Source organism: Frankia sp. AvcI1, assembly GCF_001420875.1.
GTDB classification, from domain to species: Bacteria; Actinomycetota; Actinomycetes; order Frankiales; family Frankiaceae; genus Frankia; species Frankia alni.
In genome coordinates, this window is sequence record NZ_LJFZ01000003.1 from 176,258 (window position 1) to 198,735 (window position 22,478).

General features: G+C 73.6%; 21 protein-coding genes and 19 pseudogenes. 21 read left to right on the plus strand and 19 right to left on the minus strand.

Annotated features, from left to right (window positions below):
• Nucleotides 1-19: 19 nt before the first annotated feature.
• Together UK94_RS39575 and UK94_RS39580 are read left to right on the plus strand one after the other, a co-directional pair.
• Nucleotides 20-531, plus strand: a 512-nt coding sequence (locus UK94_RS39575) for a pirin family protein (RefSeq protein WP_235486468.1), incomplete at its 3' end; no start/stop codon positions are given.
• A gap of 184 nt (nucleotides 532-715) precedes the next feature.
• Nucleotides 716-1,072: a pirin-like C-terminal cupin domain-containing protein gene (locus UK94_RS39580; RefSeq protein WP_268761208.1), complete on the plus strand. Its 357-nt coding sequence runs from the start codon at nucleotides 716-718 to the stop codon at nucleotides 1,070-1,072.
• A gap of 26 nt (nucleotides 1,073-1,098) precedes the next feature.
• On the opposite strand, the gene UK94_RS04505 is transcribed toward UK94_RS39580, so the two are convergent.
• The 5 genes and pseudogenes from UK94_RS04505 to UK94_RS39600 form a co-directional block, all read right to left on the minus strand.
• Nucleotides 1,099-1,422, minus strand: a 324-nt coding sequence (locus tag UK94_RS04505) for a hypothetical protein (RefSeq protein ID WP_235486470.1), incomplete at its 5' end; no start/stop codon positions are given.
• Between the two features lie 284 nt (nucleotides 1,423-1,706).
• Nucleotides 1,707-2,412: pseudogene (locus UK94_RS39585) on the minus strand (FAD-dependent oxidoreductase); the annotation flags it as partial.
• Between the two features lies 1 nt (nucleotide 2,413).
• A pseudogene (locus tag UK94_RS39590) lies at nucleotides 2,414-2,628 on the minus strand (FAD-dependent oxidoreductase); the annotation flags it as partial.
• A gap of 1 nt (nucleotide 2,629) precedes the next feature.
• Nucleotides 2,630-3,163, minus strand: a pseudogene (locus UK94_RS39595) (FAD-dependent oxidoreductase); the annotation flags it as partial.
• Nucleotide 3,164: 1 nt separating this feature from the next.
• Nucleotides 3,165-3,335: pseudogene (locus UK94_RS39600) on the minus strand (tryptophan 7-halogenase); the annotation flags it as partial.
• Nucleotides 3,336-4,360: 1,025 nt separating this feature from the next.
• Between UK94_RS39600 and UK94_RS04520 the strand changes: the two are divergent.
• The gene (locus tag UK94_RS04520) at nucleotides 4,361-5,080 is read left to right on the plus strand and encodes a hypothetical protein (RefSeq protein ID WP_231861499.1); all 720 of its coding nucleotides are present in this window, start codon (nucleotides 4,361-4,363) and stop codon (nucleotides 5,078-5,080) included.
• Here UK94_RS04520 and UK94_RS04525 read toward each other — a convergent pair.
• Nucleotides 5,063-5,596 carry a hypothetical protein gene (locus tag UK94_RS04525; protein ID WP_011602159.1) on the minus strand — a complete coding sequence of 178 codons (534 nt, stop codon included), beginning with the start codon at nucleotides 5,594-5,596 and terminating at the stop codon, nucleotides 5,063-5,065. The two genes, UK94_RS04520 and UK94_RS04525, sit on opposite strands and share 18 nt — an antisense overlap.
• Nucleotides 5,593-7,173, minus strand: a complete 1,581-nt coding sequence (selA, locus tag UK94_RS04530; protein ID WP_041938812.1) for an L-seryl-tRNA(Sec) selenium transferase — start codon at nucleotides 7,171-7,173, stop codon at nucleotides 5,593-5,595. The genes UK94_RS04525 and selA overlap by 4 nt, the downstream gene beginning before the upstream one ends.
• A gap of 446 nt (nucleotides 7,174-7,619) precedes the next feature.
• Between selA and UK94_RS04535 the strand changes: the two genes are divergently transcribed.
• Complete coding sequence (locus UK94_RS04535; RefSeq protein WP_011602161.1) at nucleotides 7,620-8,315, plus strand: TMEM165/GDT1 family protein; 696 nt, start codon at nucleotides 7,620-7,622, stop codon at nucleotides 8,313-8,315.
• A gap of 15 nt (nucleotides 8,316-8,330) precedes the next feature.
• Here UK94_RS04535 and UK94_RS04540 read toward each other — a convergent pair whose 3' ends face one another.
• A complete protein-coding gene (locus tag UK94_RS04540; RefSeq protein ID WP_011602162.1) occupies nucleotides 8,331-8,786 on the minus strand; it encodes a hypothetical protein in 456 nt (151 codons plus the stop codon).
• A gap of 316 nt (nucleotides 8,787-9,102) precedes the next feature.
• Here UK94_RS04540 and UK94_RS04545 point away from each other — a divergent pair, with 316 nt between their 5' ends.
• Nucleotides 9,103-9,462: an STAS domain-containing protein gene (locus UK94_RS04545; protein WP_011602164.1), complete on the plus strand. Its 360-nt coding sequence runs from the start codon at nucleotides 9,103-9,105 to the stop codon at nucleotides 9,460-9,462.
• A gap of 6 nt (nucleotides 9,463-9,468) precedes the next feature.
• On the opposite strand, the pseudogene UK94_RS39605 reads toward UK94_RS04545, so the two are convergent.
• From UK94_RS39605 to UK94_RS39610, 4 genes and pseudogenes are all read right to left on the minus strand, one after another.
• A pseudogene (locus UK94_RS39605) lies at nucleotides 9,469-9,662 on the minus strand (mycothiol synthase); the annotation flags it as partial.
• A 1-nt stretch (nucleotide 9,663) separates the two neighbouring features.
• Nucleotides 9,664-10,470: pseudogene (mshD, locus tag UK94_RS04550) on the minus strand (mycothiol synthase); the annotation flags it as partial.
• A gap of 135 nt (nucleotides 10,471-10,605) precedes the next feature.
• Nucleotides 10,606-11,179, minus strand: a 574-nt coding sequence (locus UK94_RS04555; protein ID WP_235486472.1) for a response regulator transcription factor, incomplete at its 5' end; no start/stop codon positions are given.
• Between the two features lies 1 nt (nucleotide 11,180).
• Nucleotides 11,181-11,358: pseudogene (locus tag UK94_RS39610) on the minus strand (DNA-binding response regulator); the annotation flags it as partial.
• A 274-nt stretch (nucleotides 11,359-11,632) separates the two neighbouring features.
• On the opposite strand from UK94_RS39610, the pseudogene UK94_RS75760 reads away from it, so the two are divergent.
• From UK94_RS75760 to UK94_RS04595, 14 genes and pseudogenes are all read left to right on the plus strand, one after another.
• Nucleotides 11,633-11,748: pseudogene (locus UK94_RS75760) on the plus strand (alpha/beta hydrolase); the annotation flags it as partial.
• 38 nt (nucleotides 11,749-11,786) lie between these two features.
• Nucleotides 11,787-11,884: pseudogene (locus UK94_RS39625) on the plus strand (alpha/beta hydrolase); the annotation flags it as partial.
• Nucleotide 11,885: 1 nt separating this feature from the next.
• Nucleotides 11,886-12,042: pseudogene (locus UK94_RS39630) on the plus strand (alpha/beta hydrolase); the annotation flags it as partial.
• Between the two features lies 1 nt (nucleotide 12,043).
• Nucleotides 12,044-12,267: pseudogene (locus UK94_RS39635) on the plus strand (alpha/beta hydrolase); the annotation flags it as partial.
• A 195-nt stretch (nucleotides 12,268-12,462) separates the two neighbouring features.
• A complete protein-coding gene (locus tag UK94_RS04565) occupies nucleotides 12,463-12,759 on the plus strand; it encodes a MoaD/ThiS family protein (RefSeq protein ID WP_231861500.1) in 297 nt (98 codons plus the stop codon).
• A gap of 92 nt (nucleotides 12,760-12,851) precedes the next feature.
• Nucleotides 12,852-13,820 carry a hypothetical protein gene (locus UK94_RS04570; protein WP_157734125.1) on the plus strand — a complete coding sequence of 323 codons (969 nt, stop codon included), beginning with the start codon at nucleotides 12,852-12,854 and terminating at the stop codon, nucleotides 13,818-13,820.
• Nucleotides 13,817-13,907: pseudogene (locus UK94_RS39640) on the plus strand (DUF2993 domain-containing protein); the annotation flags it as partial. The gene UK94_RS04570 and the pseudogene UK94_RS39640, both read left to right, overlap by 4 nt.
• A 1-nt stretch (nucleotide 13,908) precedes the next feature.
• Nucleotides 13,909-14,554 (plus strand): annotated as a pseudogene (locus UK94_RS04575) (DUF2993 domain-containing protein); the annotation flags it as partial.
• 129 nt (nucleotides 14,555-14,683) lie between these two features.
• Nucleotides 14,684-15,301, plus strand: a complete 618-nt coding sequence (locus UK94_RS04580; protein WP_011602171.1) for a thioredoxin family protein — start codon at nucleotides 14,684-14,686, stop codon at nucleotides 15,299-15,301.
• A gap of 208 nt (nucleotides 15,302-15,509) precedes the next feature.
• On the plus strand, nucleotides 15,510-15,693 hold a 184-nt coding region (locus UK94_RS39645; protein WP_235486474.1), incomplete at its 3' end, for a DUF4395 family protein.
• A 1-nt stretch (nucleotide 15,694) separates the two neighbouring features.
• Nucleotides 15,695-15,929: pseudogene (locus tag UK94_RS39650) on the plus strand (DUF4395 family protein); the annotation flags it as partial.
• Nucleotides 15,926-16,643: sulfurtransferase (locus UK94_RS04590; RefSeq protein WP_235486476.1), on the plus strand; the 718-nt coding region annotated here is incomplete at its 3' end. The pseudogene UK94_RS39650 and the gene UK94_RS04590, both read left to right, overlap by 4 nt.
• Nucleotide 16,644: 1 nt before the next feature.
• Nucleotides 16,645-16,739, plus strand: a pseudogene (locus UK94_RS39655) (sulfurtransferase); the annotation flags it as partial.
• A 23-nt stretch (nucleotides 16,740-16,762) separates the two neighbouring features.
• The gene (locus UK94_RS04595; protein ID WP_011602174.1) at nucleotides 16,763-17,062 is read left to right on the plus strand and encodes a DUF1416 domain-containing protein; all 300 of its coding nucleotides are present in this window, start codon (nucleotides 16,763-16,765) and stop codon (nucleotides 17,060-17,062) included.
• 547 nt (nucleotides 17,063-17,609) lie between these two features.
• On the opposite strand, the gene UK94_RS04605 is transcribed toward UK94_RS04595, so the two are convergent.
• Nucleotides 17,610-17,895, minus strand: a 286-nt coding sequence (locus UK94_RS04605) for a DsrE family protein (RefSeq protein WP_235486478.1), incomplete at its 5' end; no start/stop codon positions are given.
• Nucleotide 17,896: 1 nt separating this feature from the next.
• A pseudogene (locus UK94_RS39660) lies at nucleotides 17,897-17,972 on the minus strand (sulfur reduction protein DsrE); the annotation flags it as partial.
• Nucleotides 17,973-18,171: 199 nt separating this feature from the next.
• On the opposite strand from UK94_RS39660, the gene UK94_RS04610 reads away from it, so the two are divergent.
• Nucleotides 18,172-18,753 (plus strand): FABP family protein, encoded by a 582-nt coding sequence (locus UK94_RS04610; RefSeq protein ID WP_041938818.1) that lies wholly within the window; start codon nucleotides 18,172-18,174, stop codon nucleotides 18,751-18,753.
• A gap of 54 nt (nucleotides 18,754-18,807) precedes the next feature.
• Here UK94_RS04610 and UK94_RS39665 read toward each other — a convergent pair.
• From UK94_RS39665 to UK94_RS39670, 4 genes and pseudogenes are all read right to left on the minus strand, one after another.
• Nucleotides 18,808-18,978, minus strand: a pseudogene (locus UK94_RS39665) (YbjN domain-containing protein); the annotation flags it as partial.
• Nucleotide 18,979: 1 nt separating this feature from the next.
• Nucleotides 18,980-19,302: pseudogene (locus tag UK94_RS04615) on the minus strand (YbjN domain-containing protein); the annotation flags it as partial.
• Nucleotides 19,303-19,375: 73 nt separating this feature from the next.
• A partial coding sequence (mshA, locus tag UK94_RS04620; protein WP_235486480.1) for a D-inositol-3-phosphate glycosyltransferase occupies nucleotides 19,376-20,306 on the minus strand: 931 nt, incomplete at its 5' end.
• A gap of 1 nt (nucleotide 20,307) precedes the next feature.
• A pseudogene (locus UK94_RS39670) lies at nucleotides 20,308-20,680 on the minus strand (glycosyltransferase); the annotation flags it as partial.
• A gap of 368 nt (nucleotides 20,681-21,048) precedes the next feature.
• On the opposite strand from UK94_RS39670, the gene UK94_RS04625 reads away from it, so the two are divergent.
• The gene (locus UK94_RS04625) at nucleotides 21,049-21,912 is read left to right on the plus strand and encodes a class I SAM-dependent methyltransferase (protein WP_011602180.1); all 864 of its coding nucleotides are present in this window, start codon (nucleotides 21,049-21,051) and stop codon (nucleotides 21,910-21,912) included.
• Here the strand turns inward: UK94_RS04625 and UK94_RS04630 are convergent.
• Nucleotides 21,878-22,402: an O-acetyl-ADP-ribose deacetylase gene (locus UK94_RS04630; RefSeq protein WP_041938820.1), complete on the minus strand. Its 525-nt coding sequence runs from the start codon at nucleotides 22,400-22,402 to the stop codon at nucleotides 21,878-21,880. The two genes, UK94_RS04625 and UK94_RS04630, sit on opposite strands and share 35 nt — an antisense overlap.
• Nucleotides 22,403-22,478 lie beyond the last annotated feature (76 nt).

Genomic DNA, 22,478 nt, shown 5'->3' on the forward strand with positions numbered 1-22,478 from the left:
ATTGTCGTAACGTTGGGGGATGAGTGGACCCGTTCTGCCCGTCGACGTCGCCCCCGTGCCGGCGGAACCGCCGGTGCCGAGTCTCCCCCCGTCACCGCCGTCGGGAGCCGACCGGGCCTCGGCGGTCGAATCGGAGCGGGCGGTCGGATCGGAGCGGGCGGTCGGATCGCAGCGGGCGGTCGGGCCGGAGCGGGCGGTCGGGCCGGCGCTGACGGTCATCGAAGGGCGGACCGCCGAGGTGGGCGGCATCCCGGTGCGGCGGGTCCTGCCCCGCCGGGCCCGGCGAACCATCGGTGCCTGGTGCTTCGTCGACCACCTGGGTCCGATGGCGATCTCACCGTCGAATCCGGTGTCCGTCGGGCCGCATCCGCACATCGGGCTGGCCACCGTCACCTGGCTGCTGAGTGGTCGCCAGGTCCATCGGGACAGCCTCGGGTCCGAACAGGTCCTACGTGCGGGCGAGCTCAACCTGATGACCGCCGGGCACGGGGTGACCCACGCGGAGGAGTCCGAGGATCACCGGGGTGACCTNCACGGCGTGCAGCTGTGGGTGGCACAGCCCGAGCACACCCGGCACGGCCCACCCGCCTTCACCCACCACGCCGAGCTGCCCGTCGCCCGATTCGGGGCGGCCGAGGCGACGGTGCTGCTCGGCGAGCTCGACGGCAACGTCTCCCCGGCGCGCACCGACACCCCGCTCGTCGGCGCCGACCTCGTGCTGCGGACCGGCGGCACCGTTCTGCCGCTGCGGCGCGACTTCGAGCACGGGCTGGTGGTTCTGGCCGGGGCGGTGCAGGTCGGCGCGCAGGTCCTGGGCCCCGGTCGGCTGGGCTACCTGGGCGCCGGGCACGACGAGCTGCCGCTGCGCGTCGGCGACGGCGCCCGCGCGCTGCTGCTCGGCGGGGAGCCCTTCGCCGACCGGCTGGTCATGTGGTGGAACTTCGTCGCCCGCTCCCGGGCCGAGATCGACGCCGCCCGCGCCGACTGGCAGGCCGGGGCGGACCGGTTCGGCGCCGTGGCGACCGCCACCGGGCGGATCCCCGCGCCCAGGCCCCCCTGGGCAGTCCGCTGACCCGGGCTGATCGGTGGCGGCGCGGGCTAGTCGGTGGCCCGGCTTCGGCGGGCGCCGAGACCCTGGACGACGAAGCCCAGTCCGATGCCGAGCAGCCAGACGTCCTTGGCGATGGGCAGCCCCTGCTGCGTCGGCCAGATCGTGCCCTCCTCGCGCATGCCCTCCGTGTGGGCGTAGAGCCCGAGCAGCCCCCCGGAGAAGGCGGACAGCCCGAGGCCGGCGAGTGCGGTGGGGACGACGGGGGTGACGAGTGCCGTACCCAGGGCGATCTCGGCGCCGGCGAGCACCTTCGTGAAGGTCACCGGGTCGAGCTTCGCCAGGAACGGATAGGTGTTCGCCGCCAGGCCGTGNAGTCCCTCGGCGGTGGCCCGGTCGGCCTTCCACTTGCCCAGACCCGAGTGCAGGATGAACGCCCCGGCCGCGGCGCGGCCGGGGACGTCACGTGCCTTGAGGGGCAGTCCCATGGTGGGCAACCTTCCGTCAGGCGGCGCTGCCTCCGCTGGCCGCTGGGTGCCGGACGGCTCGCGCCGGCCGACGTGTCATCCCAAACGTAACGTCGCCGGCGGCCGGACGGCGAGCGGGACCGCCCGACCGGCGGTACGGGCGGACCGCGCCCGACCGGGGCCCGGCGGTGTCAGAAGACGGCCGGTTGCGGCGTCCCGCCCGTGCGGGTCAGCAGCTCGTCGAGGTCGTAGTCGTACCAGCGCCGCAGCGGCGTCGGGGAGTCGGTCCGACCCCACTCGTACATCCGGCGCTGGGCCTCGAAGGAGCCGTCGTGCCAGCGTCGCAGCACGTCGCCGAGCCGCAGCGGCGCGGGCAGGAAGTCGGCCCCGCCGAGCAGGCCGGCGAGCCGTTCGACCGCGGCCGCCGGGGCCAGCCGGCTGGCCTCCACCTCGACCATCACCGCGCTCAGGGAGTCGAAGAACGGCTGGAACTCCGGCAGGTCCGGGCAGAAGGTGCCCAGGTGTGGGGCGTCGAGCAGCCGGTCGAACAGGGCTCGGTCACCCTTCTCGAGATAGCCGAAGTAGGTCCCGACGATCCTCGCGATGCCCATGTTCCAGCCGAGGAACCACACCTTCGACCAGGCCCGCCACAGGTCGAAGTCCCGGAACGAGACGTACGAGCCGTGCACGAGCTTGTCGTTGACGTCGAGGATCGTCTGGTTGAGCGTGTCGATGTGGCCGAACCGCTCGGCGGAGAAGTCGTCGTCGGCGAGCGCGGCCAGCAGCGTCGGGGTGAAGGCGTAGATCACCTGCATGGTGTTGGCCATGCCCCGGGAGAACAGCGCGTCGATGGCCCCGGCGGCGTGACTCATCATCGCCCAGCGGTCGCCGACCGTGNGGGTGCTGGAGTACTGGGTGCGCCCGGTGGAGACCCAGTCCCAGGCGGGTCGGGCGCCGGCGAACTGGCGGGCCACGCTGGGGAAGCGGTCGAGGTAGGCGGCCCACTCCTGCTCGGCGGTGCGCCCCGGCTCCTTCGGGAAACGGCCGGCGTCCAGGTTGAGCCCGACGCTGCACAGCGGGTTGGTGGCCCTGCGATGGTTGTCGAACGGGATGNCCCACAGCCAGCCGCCGTCGAAGATGTGGTGCAGGGTGCCCTGGTGCCACAGCGACGGCTGACCGCTGGGGGTCGTCACGTCGTCGAACGGGGTGACGCCGACCATGTGGGTGAACAGCGTCCGGGAGTTCGTCCGGAACCGGCAGGGCTCCTCCCGCAGGGCGAACTGGTTCGCGAGCACCGAGTTGCGGCCCGAGGCGTCCACGACGTACCGGACCCGCAGCGTCTCGCCGGACTTCGTCGTCAGGGTCGCCGCGTCGGCGGTGAACTCGACGCGCTCGACCATGGTCCGCTGGCGGGGGTCCGCTCCGTAGCGGACCGCGGAGTAGAACAGGTAGGAGTCGATGTCCTGACGGTGCATGTGCATTTCAGGACCGTTCGGGAACTCCGAGACGCTGCACTGGGTGACCTCCTCGGGGTTCTGCACCTGCCCGTCCCGGTGGTACACGAAGCCGAAGTTTCGCTTGACGCCGCAGGCCGAGGTGACGTGCGAGCGCACTGCCTCGAAGCTGCTCACGTGGCCGAGTTCGGGTANGTCGAACCGCTCGGCGAGCAGTTTCAACAGGTATGTCGTCTCTCCGATCGTCGACTCGCCGAGCGCGAAGCGTGGGTGGGTGCCGCTGTCGACGAGGACCACGCTGTGACCGTGTCGGGCGAGGATGTTGGCCAGTGTCGAGCCGGCGATGCCGCTACCGAGGATGGCAACNGAATAGTCGTACCCGCTCATTACGAGACTCCCTGTACGCCGCTACACGAAGTGGGCCGGCTGCGTCCGTCCTCTCGTAAAGATCACAATCACCGCAACCGGTGCACAAATAACACCTAACCAGCTCGACGGATCATGGTTGAGGTAAACGGCGCATCAATGCCAATGCGTAAGCGATCATCCCGAATCTGAGCTTTTACCCGTATGTCGGAAAGTTGCCGCTTGGTCCGGATGGTCCGACGGGGACCTGGGGTGGCGGTGGCTGGTGACCTGGGNGGACGGGTGTCGGTCGTGTCGACGCCGGGTCGCATCGTGAACCGCGTGTTTCCCAACCATTGTTGAGGTAATGCAGGCGCGCGCACCGGCCGGACACGGATGATCGGATCTTGCTAGTGGTCGCCGACCCGCCGCCGCTCGTGNCCGGTGTCGTTCTCGCGGCCCTCCGGGCGAGGCGGCGGGTCCGCGTCCGAGCGGACCTCGATGAGTCGGACGGACCGCCAGTTGACCAGCATCGTCCGGCCGTCCGCGAGGTGGAGCTGCTCGACCTCGCAGCGGAAGACCGCCTGGGCGATCCGCCTGCGCAGTTCGTCCGGATCGGTACCCGCCGGCAGGAGGTAGGGCTGCCCGTCGATCACGATCTGCACTGCCACGGCCCAACACTCGCACGCCTGTTCGATTCACGCAAACGCCGGGTGGCCCGGACGGGTGATGCGTCCCCGGCGGGCGCGACCCCGGCCGCCGGCGGCGCCCTGGCCCCGTGCGGGTGTCAGGGGGCCGGGGCGGTGACCGGTAGGGAAGAACCATTCTGGTATCAGGTGGAGGCATTCGTCCGGTCGCGGACCCGTGTCGGGAGCACGCTCGTCGTCGTGATCCCCCGCCGGTGGCCTGCCGGGCCGGCGACGACGCGAGGGTCCGGGAGGGGGTGTGCGGGGGTGCGCGGGCATGAGGGGGCGTGCGGACGTGAGGGAGCGCGCGGACGTGAGGGAGCGTGCGGACGTGAGGGGCTCGCGGAGGTGAGAGGGCGGGTGGACAGGGGCGAGAACATGAGCCACGTCAGCGAGGTCGCCGAAGCCATCCCCCGATCGCCGCTGGCCCGGGTCTTCGACGACGCGCTGGTCACCGCGGGCTCCCGCGCCGACGTGGGCGAGCGGGTGGCGGCCTTCGTCGACCTGGCTCGGCGCTACCAGGAGCCGGGTAGGCACTACCACACCCTGCGACACGTCGCGGAGATGTCGGCCGCACTGCGGGTGCTGCTCGCCGCCGACCGCCGGGCGCCGGCGGCCTGCGCCGTGCACGTCTGCGTGCTCGCCGTGTACTTCCACGACGCCGTCCACGAACCGCGGCTGGCGGACAACGAGCGGCGGTCCGCGGAGTTGGCGATCGACGTGCTTGCGCGACTGGGCTGCCCCGAGCGGATCGGGGCGGATGTCGCCCGGCTGGTCCTCGCCACGGCCTCGCATCGCTCGACCCACGACGACGAGGCCCTGGTCAACGACGCCGACCTGCGGGTGCTGGCGCGACCACCGGCCGCCTACGACCGCTACGTGCGCCGGGTCCGCCGGGAGTACGGCTGGGTCGGCGAACGCGCCTGGCGCGAGGGGCGAGGGGCGCTCCTGCGCGGCCTGCTGGACGGCGGTCCGCTCTACGCGACCGCATGGGCGCGGCGGAACTGGGAGCCGCTGGCCCGCCTCAACGTGACCCGGGAGCTGCACGCCCTCGGCCGAGGCCTAGACGCCGGCCCGTGAGCGCGTCTTCGCCCCGGCCGGGTGGCTTCGGTCGGGTTGGCGGGCGCCGGCCGGCGGGGGGTGGCGCCGGGCCCACGCCGTCGCGACGACACTTGCCAGCAGCACCCCGCTGACGATCGGACCGGCGCTGAACTCGGTGGGTGTGGGTGCCAGGCCGGGCCAGGCCACCGCGAACAGCGCGAGGGAACCGGCCGCTCCCGTCCCGGTCGCGGCCAGCCGGTACCGACGCGCGACGGGCAGCCCGGCGAGTCCGGCCCCGCCGACGGCGTGGCCCAGCACGGCGGCGGCCAGCAGCACCCCGCTGACCGTCCAGACCGCCCAGAGGGGCAGCCACCCGAGCAGCTGCGTCTGCCCGTCCCAGCCGTAGCGCTCGCCCGGCGTGCCGGTCGGGGCGCCGGGCCAGACCAGCAGGTGGACCAGCCCGTAGCAGAGCAGGGCCGAGCCACCGGCCGCACCGGCGAGTCGGCGCCCGGCGTCGGCGACGGCGGGGATGTCGCGCAGCCGGGCGCGGCTCACAGCGCCCGCCGATCCGCTACGGCGATGGGCGGGATCGCCAGGGACTCGACGGTCACCATGTCCGCTGCCGCGACGGCGCCGCCCGGCGCCTGGATGCTGCCCGCCACCGCCGAGCCGCCCGCCACCGTCGGGATGCCGCCCGCCATTGCCGACCCGCCCATGCTCGCCGACCCGCCCATGCCCGCCGACCCGCCCATGCCCGCCGACCCGCCCACCGTGGCGACGGTGTCGGACGGCGCTGTGCCGTGCGGCTCGGTGGGGGCGTCGGTGAGGACGGCGGCGCCGGCCTCGGTCGCCGCGGCGAGGACGGCGGCGGCGAGCACCGGATCGAGCTCCGCCGGCACGGTCCGCAGGTCGAGCAGGCAGCAGCCCTGCTCGACGCGCCCGAGGACGGCCGGCTCCCCATGGCGCAGCGGCGCGGCGATCATCGCGTCCAGCGCGACCGCCGCGCTGGGCAGCTCGGCCCCGACGCACCCATACCCTCGTGCACCGCAGGCTGCTCGCCCGGCGGCCTGATCGACTCCGGTGGCGTACCCACGCCGACATCCGCAGGCGTGGATGTCCACCGTCGCGCCGGTGCCGCCGTCGACGAGCGCGCGGCTGGCGACGGCGGACGCCGCGATCCCGGCGCGGCGCAGCCAGGCCGCCAGCGTCTCGGCACGGGCGGCGAGGCGTTCCGGCCGGGCGCGCAGGGCCTGCCGGACCGGCGAGTCGGGGTGGCGCAGGGTCGCCTCCAGCGCGGCGAGGGTGAGCTTGCCGGCGCGCAGCGCCCGGGACATCGGATGGCGGCGCAGCCGGTCGATCAGGTCGGCCCGGCCGAGGAGAAGACCGCACTGGGGGCCGCCGAGCAGCTTGTCGCCGCTGGTCGTGACCACGCCGACCCCCCACCCGAGCCAGCTCGTGACGTCGGGCTCGGCGGCGAGCAGCGGCTCGTGATGGAGCAGGCCCGAGCCGCAGTCGCCGACGAGCGGCACCTCGAAGTCGGCGCAGAGGGCGGCGAGATCGCTGATGGCGGGGCTGTCGGTGAACCCGACAACCTGGTAGCTGGCCGTGTGCACACGCAGCACCAGGCCGGTGTCGGGGCCGATGGCGTCCGCGTAGTCGCCGAGGGTGGTGCGGTTGGTCGTGCCGACCTCGCGCATCCGCGCGCCGGTGGCAACCAGCAGTTCCGGCAGCCGGAATCCGTCGGTCGTCTCGACGAGCTCCCCCCGGCTGACCACCACCTCGCGCCGCCCGGCGAGCGCGGCCACCGCGAGGGCGAGGCCCGCCGCGTTGTTGTTGACGACGTGCACGCCCGCCGCCGCCGGCACTGCCGCGGCGAGGGCGGCCAGGGCGGTGCGCCCCCGGCGGTCGCGGCGGCCGGTGTGCAGGTCCAGCTCGAGATCGGTGGTGCCGGCGGCGAGATCCACCGCGGCACGCGCGGCCGCGGACAGCGGGGCCCGACCGAGCGCGCCGTTGAGGATGACCCCGGTGGCGTTGATCACAGGGTGTAGTCCCGTCGCTGTGCGGGCGAGCGTCATGGGCGCCGGCACCGGACCGTCCCCGGCGCGGTACGCAAGGGGAAGCGCGTCGTCCATCACTCCACGTGAAGTTAGTGCTTCTTTCCGAGATTTTCACGGACGCCACCACCGATGGATGGTGTCCTTTCGTGTTCCTGTGGCTCGTTCCACGTCAGGGCGCCCGTTGGAGCGGAGTCGGGGAGAACGAGGCGGATGCCGACGGTCCGCCCAGGCTGTACTGTCTCCCCCGAAGGGGAGTAGCCCCGCCGAGCGGCCCGATCCCGGTGTGCGCGGCCTGGGACGACGGACGTGACCGTCGCCGGGCCGGCCGGGTGCGGCGCCGAGCGGCCCGGTCGTCGACATGCTGGCGTCCGCCGATCGACCCGTCGTGGGCCGGTCTGCGGGTACCCGGCGGCCGGGCCCGGCCCACGCGGCCGGGTGGGCGAGACCTTCGACACGGCAGGCATGCCGGGTCGAAGGCGCGTCCCCGCTCCCGGCCCGGTTCCACGGAGAGGTCCCGGGCATTGAGCATCACCGCAGCACTCATCACCTTCGGCGTGATCTTTCTGGCCGAGCTGCCCGACAAGACGATGGTCGCGAGCCTCGTGCTGGGCAGCCGCTTCCGGCCGCTGCACGTCTGGGCCGGGGTCGCACTCGCCTTCGTCGTGCACGTCACCGTGGCCGTGGCGGCCGGCAGTGCCTTCTCGCTGCTGCCGCACCGGATCGTCGACACGATCACGGCGGTGCTTTTCATCGCCGGAGCGGTGCTCGTGCTGCGCGAGGGCCGCGAGAGCGACAGCGGGGACCAGAGCGGTACGGACCACAGCGGCGGCGGGAAGCCGGACGACGGTCTGGATCAGGACGGTCTGGATAAGGACGGGCCGGATCGGGCCGACGCCGCGGCCCGGCGGCCCGCGTCCCCGGCGCCGGTCGCGGCCCCGACGTTCTGGCGGGTGGCGGCCACCTCCTTCGGGGTCGTCTTCGTCGCCGAACTCGGCGATCTGACGCAGATCTCGACGGCGAACCTGGCCGCCCGCTTCGACGCGCCGGTGGCGGTCTGGATCGGCGCGGTGCTGGCGCTGTGGACGGTGGCCGGCCTGGCCATCGCCGGGGGACGCGGGCTGCTCCGCCTCATGCCCATCGCGGTGATCACTCGGATCGCCGCGGGTGCCTTTCTCGTCCTGGCCGTCGTGTCGGCGATCGAAGCGGTGCGCGGCTGAACCGGCTCGCGGCGGCTACCGGGGCACAGGCCAGCGCGGGTCGTCCGTGGCAAACACGAGGACGACGTCGGTGTCCGAGGTGAAGTCGACCAGTCGCGCCCGGGCCGGCAGCAGCGCAAGCGCATGGCGCAGCTCCTCGGCCGCGGATCCCTCGGCGACGCACACGACGTGGTGCGAGCGGACGGCGGCCCGTCCGCCGCCGTCCTCGCCGCAACGGTCGGCGGGGGTGGAAGGCGCCGCGGCGCAGGCGGCCGCGGACAGCAGCCGCGCGAGCCGGTCCGCCTCGTCCGGTGCCAGCCGCAGGACGGCCGGGTCACGGTGGGGACGCTGGGTGGTCAGCACCACCTCCGGCGTCGGCGGGGTGCCGGACGGCGGCCCGACGGAGACGGCGGCGCCGTCGAGCTGGCCGAGGAAGGTGACGACGTTCGGATGATCGGTGCCGCCAGGGGTCCGGGGCGGGTTGGTGTTCATGGGTCGACGTTCTCATCCGGCGACTGGTCATCCCATCCCGCGCGGCGGGGAGAAGGCGGAAGGGAGCGCCCGTAGGGCAGGCCGCGGGCGGCGGCGGCCCGCCACCCCGCCACCGCCACCGCCACCGCCGGTACCGGTGATGGCAGTGTCGGTCTGGTGTGAGGAAAACCGCTTCCCGGTGGGAATCGGGCGGGTGTGGGAGTGGTGTGGTGGGGGTAGGTGACCATCGTCGCGCTTGCCAGGGGCGCGGCGCGTAGCGGGAGGCAGCCCGGCCGGCTTCCCGTGGCGCCCATGCCGTCCGGTCGCCAACGGAGCCATGGAACCCAGCGTTCGCGTCGAAGTGATCGGCCGTGAGGCCATCGTCGTGCACCCGGTCGGCGACATCGACTACTCTTCCCTGGACCCCCTGCGCGAGGCGTTGCTGGACGCGCGCGTCGCCGGAGTCAGGGACATCGTGGTCGACCTGGCCCAGGTGAGCTTTCTGGACTCCCAGGGGCTGGCGGTCATCCTGTTCGCCCACCAGCGGCAGCGTTCCGCCGGCGGCCGGCTGGCGTTGCGCAACCTCAACGAGGACGCCTACCGGTTGCTGCACGTCACCAACCTGACCTCGGTCATCGAGGTCGATCACGGCAGCGCGGCCGCGGCGTCCGGTCTGGCGACCCGCCGGGGTGCGTGACCGGCCTCAGTCGGCGGCCGCCCCGCGCCAGTGGTAGGACACGTCTCGCGTGTGGACGGTGAAATCGAGGCCGGTGTACATCCGCACGGCTCGTTCGTTGTCCTCGTCCACGTAGAGCAGGACCGCCGCGAGCCCCTCGGCCTGCAGGTGGCGCAGGCCGATCAGGGTCAGGGCGCGGCCCAGCCCGGCGCCGCCCGCACNGGGCAGCACCCCCACCACGTAGACCTCGCCGATCGGACCGGGCCGCGTGCCCGGCGGCGGGGTCTCGTCCACCTCGTGGATCTTCGTCCAGTGGAAGCCGACCAGCTGGCCGTCGCGTTCGGCGACGAAGAAGCCGCGCGGGTCGAACCACGGCTCGGCCCGCCGCAGGGCCAGGTCGTCGAGCGTCCAGCGGCCCTGCTCGGGATGATCGGCGAACGCGGCGGCGTTGACGGCCAGCCAAGCCTCGTCGTCGCGGCCGGGGACGAACGCGCGGACGGTGACCCCGGCGGGCAGCTGCGGCTCCGGCAGGGGCGCGACCGCGCCCAGCGGCCGGCGAAGCTGGAACAGCACCCGGGTGCGGGCGAACCCGAGCCGAGCGGCCAGCGCCGCCGCGGGCGGCAGATCCCCGTGCGCCCACACGTCGAGTCGGGCCGGCGGGTCGCCGAGCGCCTCGGTCAGCGCGGTGGCCAGCGCACGGCCGATCCCCAGGCCGCGGTGCCCGGGGTCGACCACGATCTCGGCCTGACGGCTGTCGAGCGCGCCGCCGAGATGCGCGTAGCCGACGATCGGGCGCCGCGGACCCGATGCCTCGACACCGGTGGCGCTCACGGCGAGCAGATGACGGGCCGCCCCGACCCGCTGGTCGGGGCGCAGGGTCAGCCGGACGTCCTCCGACACCGGCCCGGTGCCATCCGCCCGTTCGGCGGTGGCGAGCAGGCTCACGATGTCGTCCACGTCCGCGGCGCTGAGGGTCGGCTGCCAGGTCAGGGAGGCGGTCACCGGACGACCGTACGGGCCCTCGGCCACGGCTGTCCCGTGATCTGTCGCTGCGACTCGACGATGCAGGGCGGGAGACGTGGACATCTCCCACCCGGCATCGTCAGGTCGGCCGCGCCGCCCGCCGATGGGCTCCGCCCGCCGCTGCCAGGGCCCGTGGGCGGACTAGACCCGCTCGGGCGTGCGGGCGTCGTCCCGGTCGACGCGGGCGGTCGGTCCGGAGGCGTTCTCCGGCAGGGGCGCGATCGGCGGCGCCACGAACTTGTAGCCGACGTGCCTGACCGTGCCGATCATCGCCTCGTGCTCGGGGCCGAGCTTCGCCCGCAGCCGGCGGACGTGGACGTCCACGGTCCGGGTGCCGCCGTAGTAGTCGTAGCCCCACACCTCCTGGAGCAGCTGCGCCCGGGTGAAGACCCGGCCGGGGTGCTGCGCCAGGTACTTGAGCAGCTCGAACTCCTTGAAGGTGAGCTCGAGTGGGCGGCCCCGCAGCTTGGCCGAGTAGGTGGTCTCGTCGACCGACAGGTCGCCGGACCGGATGACACCGGCCTCGGCCGTGCCGCCGGCGGCAGCGACCCGACCGATGGCCAGTCGCAACCGGGCCTCGACCTCCGCGGGACCGGCGGAGTCGAGGACGACGTCGTCGACCCCCCAGTCCGCGGACACCGCGGCCAGCCCGCCCTCGGTCACCAGCGCCAGCAGCGGCGTCGTGAGACCGGTCGTGCGCAGCAGCCGGCACAGGNCACGAGCGATGACGAGTTCCCGGCGTCCGTCCACCACGATCACGTCCACGGGCGGAGCGTCCAGCAGAGCACTCGCCTCCAGCGGAGCGACCCGTACCGTGTGGGTGAGCAGGCCAAGAGACGGAAACGACTCGGCGGAGGGACCGGGGGCGTTGGTGAGCAAAAGGACGACGCTCAAGACGACTCCTCCAGGTGGTGTGTGGTGGGGCAGCGTCGACCCGGTGAGTAACTCGATGCCCGGCCCTGGGCGTCTCACGACCGTCATGGGCATGAAACGAAGGCCGGTATGTGGGGAGGATAGCGGAGTGTCGTACTCGGCTCCTACCGTCTACGGGCTACTGCCTACCACTGATTCTGAGATTCTGGCCACGAGTCATGATCAAAGAAGCGGGGTCGTGCACGGAGAGTCGCGGGACCTGGCGGTTGTGATCGCTCATGGCTTCTCCTGCTCGATGGCGCATCCGGCGTTACGGCGTGTGGCGACTGGGTTACGAAAATATGTAGGAGTGCTGGTCATGGACCTGCGAGGTCATGGTCATTCTACCGGATCATGCACGTTTGGTGATCGNGAGGTCTTCGACGTCGACGCCGGCGTCGGCGAGGCTNGCCGGCTCGGCTACCAGCGCGTTATCACCATGGGCTGGTCGATGGGCGGGGCGGCGGTTCTCCGTCATGCCGGATTGGCCAAAAACGGTACGCTGAGTNACGAACTACGCTTGCGTCATCCCCCGGATGCGGTCGTCAGTGTGAGCGCCACCAGCAGATGGTTCGTCCGTGACACCGCGCCGATGCGGCGGATCCACTGGCTCGCCGAGCATGCCACTGGCCGGATGGTGGCACGAGGCGCGTTACGAGTCCGTATNGACCCCCGCGCTTTCGTGCCCATTCCCGTCGCTCCGGTCGAGATCGTCGGCACCATTGCGCCGATGCCTTTACTGATCGTTCACGGGCATCGTGACCGGTATTTCACCCTGGAGCATCCGCGTGCGCTCGCCGCGGCCGCCGGAGAGTCGGCCCAGATGTGGCTGGTCCCCGAGTTCGGCCACGCCGAGGCCGGGCTCTGTCCGGGCCTGCTCGACCGCATCGGNGGGCACCTGGCGAGCCTTGCGGCAGCCGGCCCTGGTCGGCGGGGGAAGGCAGACGCCTCGGCGCACTGGGGCGGCGCGGTGGTGCGGACCCGATGACGGCGCCCCCCGGCCCAAGGCCGCCCGTGGCGGGTGCACCTTCCGTGCCGTCCGCACCTTCCGTGCCGGCCGCACCTTCCGTGCCAGGCGAGGCGTCCGTGTCGTCCGAGCCGGGCGTGGCGTCGGCGCCGGGCGCGCTCACGGCGCGGGTCACCGTCCGGTACTGGGCCGCCGCCCGCGACGCGGCGGGGGTACGCGAGGAGACGATCGAGGCGGACACGCTGGCGGCGCTGTTCACGGTCGTCGCGGCCCGCCACGGGGGAGACCTGCCCGCGCTGCTGCGGCGCTGCTCCTACCTGGTGGACGACCAGCCGGTGGGTCGGCGCGACCCGGCCGGGGTCGTCCTGCGCGACGGGGCGGTCGTGGAGGCCCTGCCGCCGTTCGCCGGCGGCTGAGCACCGGCGACGCCGCTGCCCGCCGCCCGCGCGACCCGGCCCGCGACCGGTGCGGCGCCGGGTCCGCGGACGGGGCATGGCAGCATGTCGGCGTGAGCGCTGGCGATCCCGGGCTGTCCCGCGGCGTGCTGTCGGGACGGACGGCCCTGCCGGCCGCCGCACCGCCCCGGCGGGTGCGGCTCGGCGCGCCTCTGGCCGCGCTGGTCGCGACCGGCCTGGCCGCCGGCGCGGCGGTGTTGGCCACGTGGGTGCTGGCGGCCGTGCTGGCCGTCGAGCAGGTCGCGTTCGCGTGGGCCTGGGGCCGCGCGCTGCGCGCCTCCCCGGGCACGATCCCGCTGGTCGCGGCGGGGGCGGTGCTCGCCGACGTCGTCCTGCTGGTCTCCGACCGGCACGCCTACGGTTCGGTCGCCGGTGTCATCGGGGCTGCCGTCGCGGTCGTGGTGCTCTACCAGCTTGGTCTGCGACGGGCCCTGACGCTGCGCGCCCCGGTCGCCGCGTCCGTCGGCGCCGGCGCGCCCGTCGGCGCCGCGCCGGGCCGGGCGGGCCGTCCGGACACCGCTGCGCCGTCGGCTCCCGCGGCCCGGGTGAGCGCCGAACTGGCCACCGCGCTGAGCGGGATCATCCTCGTCGCCCTGTTCACGGGGTACCTCGCGCTGCGGGCGGGGCAGGGTGCACACCATCCGGCCGATCTGCTGGTGATCGCCGGCCTGCTGGGCGCGGGCAGCGCCGTCGTGGCCGCCCGGCTGTTCGGCTGGGCCGGCCTGGCGGCGGTGCCGGCCGACATGCTGGGCGTGGCGGTCGCGGTGGCGGCGGGCGCGATCCTCGGAGCGCTGGGGCCCGACGACCTGACGCTGAACGCCGCACTCGCGACGGCCGCGTCGGGTGCCGCCGTCGCCGCGCTGGTCGACCTGGTGCTCGTCCGCGCCCACGAGGCCGGCTCGCCCGCCGACGAGGTGGACGCGCCGGCGGGTCGGCCGGCAGCTGTCCTGCTCGCCGCGATCCTGCCGCTGGCGTGCGCAGCGCCCCTGGTCTACCTGGTCGGACGGCACCTCCCCGGATGAACGGCCGTGGTCTGCGGATCACGGCCGTGGTCGTGGTCGTCCTGCTGATCGTGCTCGTCGTCGTGGACCGGGTCGCCGCGCGCGTCGNCGCCGGCCAGATCGCCACGCAGGCGCAGCGGGCCGAGCACCTGCCGTCGCGTCCCGCGGTGTCGCTCGGCGGTTTCCCGTTCCTCACCCAGGTCGTCGCCGGGAACTACCGGGACGTGCGGGTGGACGTGCGCGGTCACGTCGAGCAGGACGTCCGCGTGGACCGGGTGCGCGCGGACCTCGCGGGCGTGCGGGTCCCGCTCGCCGACGTCGTCCGCGGCGACGTGCGGCGGATCCCGGTGGACCGGCTCGCCGCCCGCGTGGAGCTGACGTTCGCCGATGTCAACGCCTACCTGCGCCGCCAGGGCTCGGCCATCACCGTCAGCCCGGACGGGCAGGCGATCCGGGTCGCGGGCTCGGTGCAGGTCCTGGGGACCACCTACCCCGTGTCCGGGACGGCGGACATCGGGGTCCAGCCCGCCTCGGTCACGTTCACCCCCCGCGAGCTGGCGGCATCGGTCGGCGCGATCCTGCCGCCCGCGCTGCGCCAGGCCGCCACCGAGCTGCTCACGGTGCACGTGCCGGTCGCCGGCCTGCCGTTCAACATGCAGCTGACCTCGGCGACGGTCGCGGGCGATCGCATCACCTTCGCCGCCGACGGTCGCCACGTCGTGCTCGACGCCGACGCCGCCATCGCGGGCCGATGACGTACCAGATGGCGCCGGCCGAGGAAGAGGCCCGGGCCGGGGAAGAGGCCTGGGCCGGGGAAGGGGCGCGGGCCGGGGAAGGGGCGCCGGTCCGGGAAGAGCGCGTGCCGCCGGCACGCTGTAGGAGCTGTGACGGGAGTCTGGGTACTGGTCGGGGCCGTTGTCGTGGCGGTGGCGCTGGGCACGGCGATGCGCGCGCGGGACGGGCGGTTCCGTCCGTCCCGGGGGCGACGGGTCGCCGCGGACGGCGGGCCGGCCAGGGCCGTCGTGGCTGAACCGTCCCCGGCCGACGGCACCTCCCCAGCCGACGGCACCTCCCCGGTGGCGGCGGGTCCCGACGGCGGGCTGCGGGCAGAGCTCGCCGCGCTCGGCGAGGCGCTGGGGGAGCGGGCGACGTTGCTGCAGTTCTCCACGGCGTTCTGCGCGCCGTGCCGGTCGACGCGGCAGGTGTTGGCCGGGGTTGCCGCGCTGGTGCCCGGGGTGCGCCACGTCGAGGTGGACGCCGAGGCGCACCTTGATCTCGTCCGCCGGCTTGCCGTCCGGCGGACGCCCACGGTGCTCATCGTCGACGCCTCCGGCCGCGAGGTTCGGCGGGCCAGCGGCGCACCGCCGACGCGGCAGGCGGTGTTCGCGACGCTGGCGCAGATCGTCCCGGCGGACGAGATCGTCCCCACGGGCCAGACCGTCCCCACGGACGGGACCAAACGGGCAGATAGTGATTCTTCGGAACCGCCGCCAGCGGGTTAACACAGACGTGACTTTCGCTGCTACCGTGGCACGAACCATGTACCAGACGCAGCTCGTGAGGCGCCGCGCGGTCGACCTGTGCCGCGTGGGCAGCTGCCTGTGTCGTTCTTCCTGATCGCGGGTTGGCGCCCCTGATGTGATCGGTTTACCCGGCGCATCGCTGTGTGTCCGACCGGGTAGCTCGAGCCGGCAGTCAGGAGAAAGTCTCATGGTGGATCCTCGTGGCCTGCGGTTCACCGCTGCCGTCACCTCGGTCGTGCTCGCCGTGGTGCTGGTGACGGGGAGCGGATGGCTGTTGCTCGCACAGACCGTGGTGTTCGTCGTGGGAGCGGTCGCCGGCGTGCGGTACGCCCCCTACGGCCTGCTGTTCCGGGCGCTGATCAGGCCGCGGCNGGGCCCGCCCGCGACGACCGAGGACGCCACTCCGCCCCGGTTCGCCCAGCTCGTCGGTGCGATCTTCGGCGCCGTGGGGGTCGCGGGATTCCTCTCGGGCGTCGCCGTCCTCGGTTATGCCGCTGCCGCGGCCGCCTTCGTGGCGGCCTTCCTCAACGCGGCGTTCGCATTCTGTCTCGGGTGCCAGATGTATCTGTTCTTTCGTTCCATCACCGTAGGAGGAGCGCGCGCATGAGCCGCGAGAAGGCATTGGTCGACGCCGCATGGGTCGAGGCGAACCGCGACGACCCCAAGGTCGTTCTGGTCGAGGTCGACGAGGACGTCTCCGCCTACGACAAGGGGCACATTCCGGGTGCCGTGCGGCTCGACTGGAAGTCCGAGCTGCAGGACCCGGTCATCCGGGACTTCGTCAACAAGGAGCAGTTCGAGAAGCTGCTGTCCGGCAAGGGCATCGCGAACGATGACACCGTCGTCCTCTACGGCGGCAACAACAACTGGTTCGCGGCCTACGCCTACTGGTACCTCAGCCTGTACGGTCACGCGGACGTCCGGCTGCTCGACGGCGGACGCAAGAAGTGGGAGCTCGACGGCCGTGAACTGACCGCCGAGGTCACCCCGCGGCCGGCGACGAGCTACACCGCCAAGGAGGCGCGCACCGACATCCGCGCCTTCCGCGAGGAAGTCGTCGCCGCGATCGGTGAGAAGGCGCTCGTCGACGTCCGTTCCCCCGACGAGTTCTCCGGCAGGCTGCTCGCGCCGGCACACCTGCCGCAGGAGCAGTCCCAGCGGGCCGGTCACATCCCCACCGCGAAGAACATCCCGTGGGCGAAGACCGCGAACGAGGACGGCACCTTCCGCAGCAACGACGAGCTGACCACTCTCTATGGCGAGGCCGGCGTCGACCTCTCGCAGGACATCATCGCCTACTGCCGCATCGGTGAGCGTTCGGNGCACACCTGGTTCGCCCTGCACGAGTTGCTCGACCTGCCGAACGTGAAGAACTATGACGGGTCGTGGACCGAGTACGGCTCGCTGGTGGGCGTGCNGATCGAGAAGGGTGCGTGAGACATGTGCGGCGCGAGGCGCGGTGGACCGTCGGTGGAGGGAATTGACGTGGCCAAGGAGACCGTGATCCAGGGCGTCGTGGTGCAGGGCGGCGAGCCGGTCTCGACCGGCTACGCCCGGCTGCTCGACGAGGGTGGCGACTTCACCGCCGAGGTTCCGCTGTCCGCGACCGGCCAGTTCCGCTTCTTCGCGCGGCCGGGGCAGTGGACCGTGCGGGCGCTCGTGCCCGGCGCGAGCGGCGAGCAGAAGGTCGTCGCGCGCCAGGGCGAGCCGGTCGACACGCAGGTCGAGGTCGCGGCCTGACGGACGCTGGAGAGGGCGCGCCAGGCGCGGCAAAGGGGGACGGCGGGCAGTTTCCGCTGTCCCCCTTTTTTTTCGGAAGTGTCGCCTCGCGGGGAGCGGGCTGGCCGAGGCCGGTACTGCGTGCGTGTGCTGCGGTGCGTGTGCTGCGGCTGGGGCGCTGCTGGCTGCGGCGGTGCTCAGGCTGCGGAGTCGCCGAGCCCGGTGCCTGCGTGGACGGCGGCGGGCAGCAGCGGGCGGGGACCGCCCGGCAGGTCCGCGGGCGCCACCGTCGTCGGCACCGCGAAGTGCATCGGGCCCACGGAGAAACAGTGCAGGCCGTTGTCGCGGGCGAACGCGACCGCGGAGCCCCGGTCGGGGAACGGCGCAATGATCCGGCGGACGGTGCGCTGCCCGGCGGACGCGAACAGGACCACCGCGAAGAGTATGTCGGAGTCTACCGTCATGCGATCATGAAAGCGCATGCGATGGCCGGCGATANGCGTTTCGACGTGTCCCGTTCGTGGTCTGTTGTTGCGCCCGCGGTGGCTTCTGCAACGGCTTTCCGGTCTCAGTAGACAAGCGCCTGAACCCCGTCGGCGAGCACCTCGTCGACGAACGCGGCCGCGCCGGCGATGCGGACACCGGGGATGACGTCGTCCGGGCCGAACGAGCGCCGGGCCGCGCACTGGGTGCACACGGTGACCCGGCCACCGGCGAGGATGCCGGCGAGGAGGTCCGGCAGCGGCGCGGCATGCGGCAGGTCGAACTCCGCGGCCCGACCGGGCAGCGCGAACCAGGCGGATTCGCCGGTGAGCCAGACCGAGACGTCCGTCCCGGCGGCGACGGCGACGGCCNCCACCGTGAACGCCTGCGAACAGCGCTCCGGCGCGTCCATCCCAGCGGTGACCTTGACGACGAGGGGACGGGTCATCGGCCCAGTCTGCCCCATCGGCGGCCGCCGACGGGTAGCCGCGGAGCCCGCCACCCGACCGCCGGAAGCCGTCGGCCCGGCGCGGGGCTAGGCTGCGGAGCGTGCTGCACTACTTCTTCACCGGGCTCCTGGTGGCGATGTCCGTACTGATCGCCTGGTTCTCCGGCTACGTGGTCTACAAGCTGTACGAGGGGCAGCGCTGAGCGCCCGGGGCCGGTCGGCCGCCGGGCGGCCGCGGTCCGAGACCACGACCGGGACCGGGGGAGCCGGGCCCGCCGATCTGCATCCCAGCCTGCTGCCGCTGGCCTTCCTCGTCGGCACCTGGCGCGGTGAGGGCGTGGGCGGCTACGAGGACATCGAGGGCTTCCACTACGGCCAGGAGATCACCTTCGCCGCCGACGGCCGCCCGGCGCTGGGCTACGTCTCCCACACCTGGTGGGCGGACGAGCCGCGCGACGGCCGGGAGCCCGGTAGCCCACTGGCCACCGAGACCGGCTTCTGGCGCGTCCAGCCCGGCGAGGACGGCGGGTCGGTCGTCGAGGTGACGCTGGCGCATCCGTTCGGCATCGCGGAGATCTACGTCGGCACGGTGACGGGAACCCGCGTCGACCTCGACCACAACGTGCTGATCCGCACGGCGACCGCCCGCGACGTCACCCGCTCGGTGCGGCTCTACGGGATCGTCGAGGGCGGGGACCTGGCCTACGCGATCGACATGGAGGCCGAGGGCAAGCCGTTGCAGTCGCACCTCTCGGCGCGTCTGCACCGCGTCACGGACTGACCGGCCGGCCGGCGACGAGGGCCGACCCGGCGACGAGGGCCGGCCGGCGACCGGTCAGCCGGGCTTCGCGGCGTTGCCGGCGTCGGCGGCGAGCTTGGCCCGCCACGCCTTCTCCCGCTCGATCGCCGCGGCGAACCCGAGGGCGATCGCCGGGTCGAAGTTGTCGTCGGCGTAGGTGCCGACGCAGCCGAGGATCCGGTCGATCTCCTCCGCCGTGACCGCGAGNAGCGGGATCTGCCCGGTCAGGAAGATGTCGCCGACCCGGTCGATGGAGAAGTGCACGCCGTAGGTCTTCGCGTTGCGGCCGAGCAGGAAGGCGTAGGTGCCCGCCGCGTTCTCCGCCGGGGCGCGCATGAAGAACGCCTCGACCAGCAGGGTGTGGTCCTGCACGACGAGCCAGGTCATCGTGCGCAGCTTGTGTTCACCCTCCAGCGTGACCAGGAACGAGCCCGCACCGACGCGCTCGTAGGCGAGCTCGAGGTCGGCCAGGGTCTCGGAGATCAGGCCGTCGAGCCGTTCGCGCTCCGCCGTGTCGATGGGTGCCGTCATGGCTCCAGACCTCCCCGCCTGCAACTGTGATGATGCCGGATCAGGTGGAGATCCTCCCACCCGACCCGACGACTCACACCGCGACGGCGGCGGGGCTCAGCGCGTGCCGGTAGCTGCGCAGCACCCCACGGGCGGTGGCCGACCAGCCGAAGCCGGCCGCCCGGCCGACCGCGCCGGCGGCGAGCCGACTGCGCCAGTGCGGCTGGCGCAGCAGCCGGTCGAGGGTGTCGGCGTAGCGGGCCGGGTCACGACCCGCCACGAGCAGCCCGGAGACCCCGTCGGCGACGGCGGTGCGCAGGCCGCCGACCGCGGCGGCGACCACCGGCGTGCCGCAGGCCTGGGCCTCCAACGCGACGAGGCCGAAGCTCTCGCTGTGGCTGGGGACCACCACGGCGGTGGCCGCCCGGTACCAGTGGGCCAGCTCGTGCTGCGGCGCCGGCGGCTGGAACCGGACGAGGTCGGAGATCCCGAGGTCCGCGGCGAGCTTGACCAGGGCGTCCGGCTGCTCCAGCCCCGAGCCGCTCGGGCCGCCGACGACGGCGACGGTCAACCTCGAGCGGCGGGTCGGATCGCGGCGCAGCAGCTCGGCAGCGGCGTGCAGCAGCAGGTCCGGTGCCTTGAGCGGCTGGATCCGGCCGACGAACAGCAGCAGGTCGCCATCCCGGTCGAGGCCGAGGCGCGCCCGTGACTGCGCCGGATCGCCCGGCCGGAAGGTCTCCAGGTCGACGCCCGGCGCGACGACGTCGACCCGGTCGGGGTCGGCGTCGTAGAGGTCGATGAGGTGGCCGCGCTCGTCCGCGGTGGAGGCGATCAGCCGGGTGGACCCGGCGATGACCTCCTGCTCGCCGAGCAGCCGGCCGGGCGGCTCGGGGCGGTCCCCGACGGCCAGCGCGCCGTTCTTGATCTTCGCCAGGGTGTGCGAGGTGTGCACGAACGGCACGCCCCACCGCCGGGCGACCGCGAGGGCGACCTGGCCGGACAGCCAGTAGTGCGAATGGATGACGNCGAAGTAGCCCGGCTCGTGCCCCGCCTCGGCGCGCAGCACATCCGCGGTGAACGCGCACAGCCAGGCCGGCAGGTCCTCGCGGTGGATCTCCTCGAACGGCCCGGCGTCGACGTGGCGCACCGTCACGCCGGGGGCCAGCTCCGCCGAGGTCGGCAACTTGCTGCTCACCGCCCGGGTGAACACCTCGACCTCGACGCCGAGCGCCGCGAGCTGCCGCGAGAGCTCCACCACGTAGACGTTCAGCCCGCCGGCGTCCCCCGTGCCGGGCTGCTCCATCGGCGACGTGTGCATCGACAGCATCGCCACGCGCCGGGGCCGGGTGCCCCGGTTTGGCTCGGCGCGGACCGCGGCACCGCTCCTGATCAACCGCACCGGGCACCTCCGCATCCATCCGTCTGGGTCGCCTGCCCGGCACGACCAACCCTGCACAGGACCGACACGACAACCACCGTTCTACCCGCCCCGTTGTCCGGTCAACTGGTCGCCCCCCGCCCCAGCGCCCACGACGGGCCGCAAATTACGCTGTCATTGCAGGTCAGAGGGGTGCGAGTGGTGAGGTCGCCGGGCCGACGGTCACAAAGCTGTAAGGAAACAGACGCGGTGACGCGCCCCGGGCGCCGGCCCGACCGGGCGGTCGAGCGCGATCCGGGTCACCGCCGCGGCGCGGGGAGACGCCGAACGTCGGCGGTCGGGGTGGATGCCCGAGGCGACCGGAACGGCCGATCTGCGAGGCTGGTCGGGTGCCGAATCCCCGCCGTGCCCCGCGCCTGGCGGCCGGCCGGGCCCGCGCCCTCGGGGAACCCACCCGGGGTACCACGGCGCCGAACCGGCTGCGGCGGGTCGACCGCTGGCTGCTCGACGCCGCCGGCCCCCTGCTGCGGGGCAGCGCGGACCCGCTGGTCGTCGATCTCGGCTTCGGTGCGTCGCCGGTCACCACCGTCGAACTCCACCGGCGGCTGCGGACGGCCTGCCCGCGGGTGCGCGTCGTCGGCCTCGAACTCGACCCGCAGCGAGTGGCCGCCGCGACGGATGCCGCCCGGCCGCCCGGGCTGACCTTCGCCCGCGGCGGGTTCGAGCTGCCGCCCGCGCCTACGCGTCCCGCCGTGGTCCGTGCCCTGAACGTGCTCCGCCAGTACCCCGAACCAGCCGTCGCCGGCGCCTGGGCGACGATGACGGCGCGGTTGGCGCCCGGCGGCCTGCTCGTCGAGGGGACCTGCGACGAGATCGGCCGGCGGGCCTGCTGGTTCTGCCTGCCGGCCCCGGGGCCGGCGCCCGGCTGGCTGCCCGCCGGGCGGGTCACCGCCCGCCCGACCCTGACGCTCTCGGCCCACCTGCCGAGCCTCGGCCGCCCCTCCGAGCTCGCCGAGCGGCTGCCCAAGGCACTGATCGAACACAACGTTCCCGGTCACGACGTCCACCGCCTGCTCGGGGCGCTCGATCGGGCCTGGGAACGGGCCGCGCCACGGGCCGTGTTCTCGCCGCGGCAGCGTTGGATCGCCGCGGTGGCCGAGCTGCGGGCGCAGGGCTGGCCGGTGCGCGCAGACGCCCGGCGCTGGCGGCTGGGCGAACTTACCGTCGACTGGCCGCCGCGAGCGCCGCGCTGAACGCGCGGTAGGCCTGATCGTCGTACAGCACGAAGCGCGCCTGCGCGACCCGGGTGTCCGCCGCGAGGACGGTCGTCACGGCCAGGCGGGCGGCGTCGTCCAGCGGCCAGCCGTACACCCCGGCGCTGACGGCGGGGAAGGCGACGCTGGCCGCACCGAGCTCGTCGGCGACCGCGAGCGCCCGCGTGTAGGCCGAGCGCAGCAGTGCGGAGCGGTCCTCTGCCGGGTCGTACACCGGGCCGACGACGTGGATGACGTGCCGGGCGGCCAGCCGGCCCGCCGGCGTCGCCACCGCCTCACCGGTCGGCAGCCCCCGCGGGAGGGAGGTCGCGCGCAGCCGCTCGCAGGCGGCACGGATCTCCGGTCCGCCGGCGGCGTGGATGGCGCCGTCGACGCCCCCACCACCGAACAGTCCGCTGTTGGCGGCGTTGACGATCGCGTCGGCCTCGACGAGCGTGATGTCGCCCTGCTGCAGGGTCACGTGCACCATGGCGACCAGTCTTCCCGAGCCGGCGTTCGCTGTGACGGTCCTCGGCGGTACCCACCCGGACGAGGGAGGGGCGGGG

Coding starts and splice junctions, on each gene's coding strand:
- UK94_RS04540 (WP_011602162.1), bottom strand. CDS start 8,786: ATGAACACCAACCCGCCCCGGACCCCTGGCGGCACCGATCATCCGAAC.
- UK94_RS04630 (WP_041938820.1), bottom strand. CDS start 22,402: ATGGTGCACGTGACCCTGCAGCAGGGCGACATCACGCTCGTCGAGGCC.
- UK94_RS04595 (WP_011602174.1), top strand. CDS start 16,763: ATGTGCGGCGCGAGGCGCGGTGGACCGTCGGTGGAGGGAATTGACGTG.
- UK94_RS04545 (WP_011602164.1), top strand. CDS start 9,103: ATGGAACCCAGCGTTCGCGTCGAAGTGATCGGCCGTGAGGCCATCGTC.
- selA (WP_041938812.1), bottom strand. CDS start 7,173: ATGGACGACGCGCTTCCCCTTGCGTACCGCGCCGGGGACGGTCCGGTG.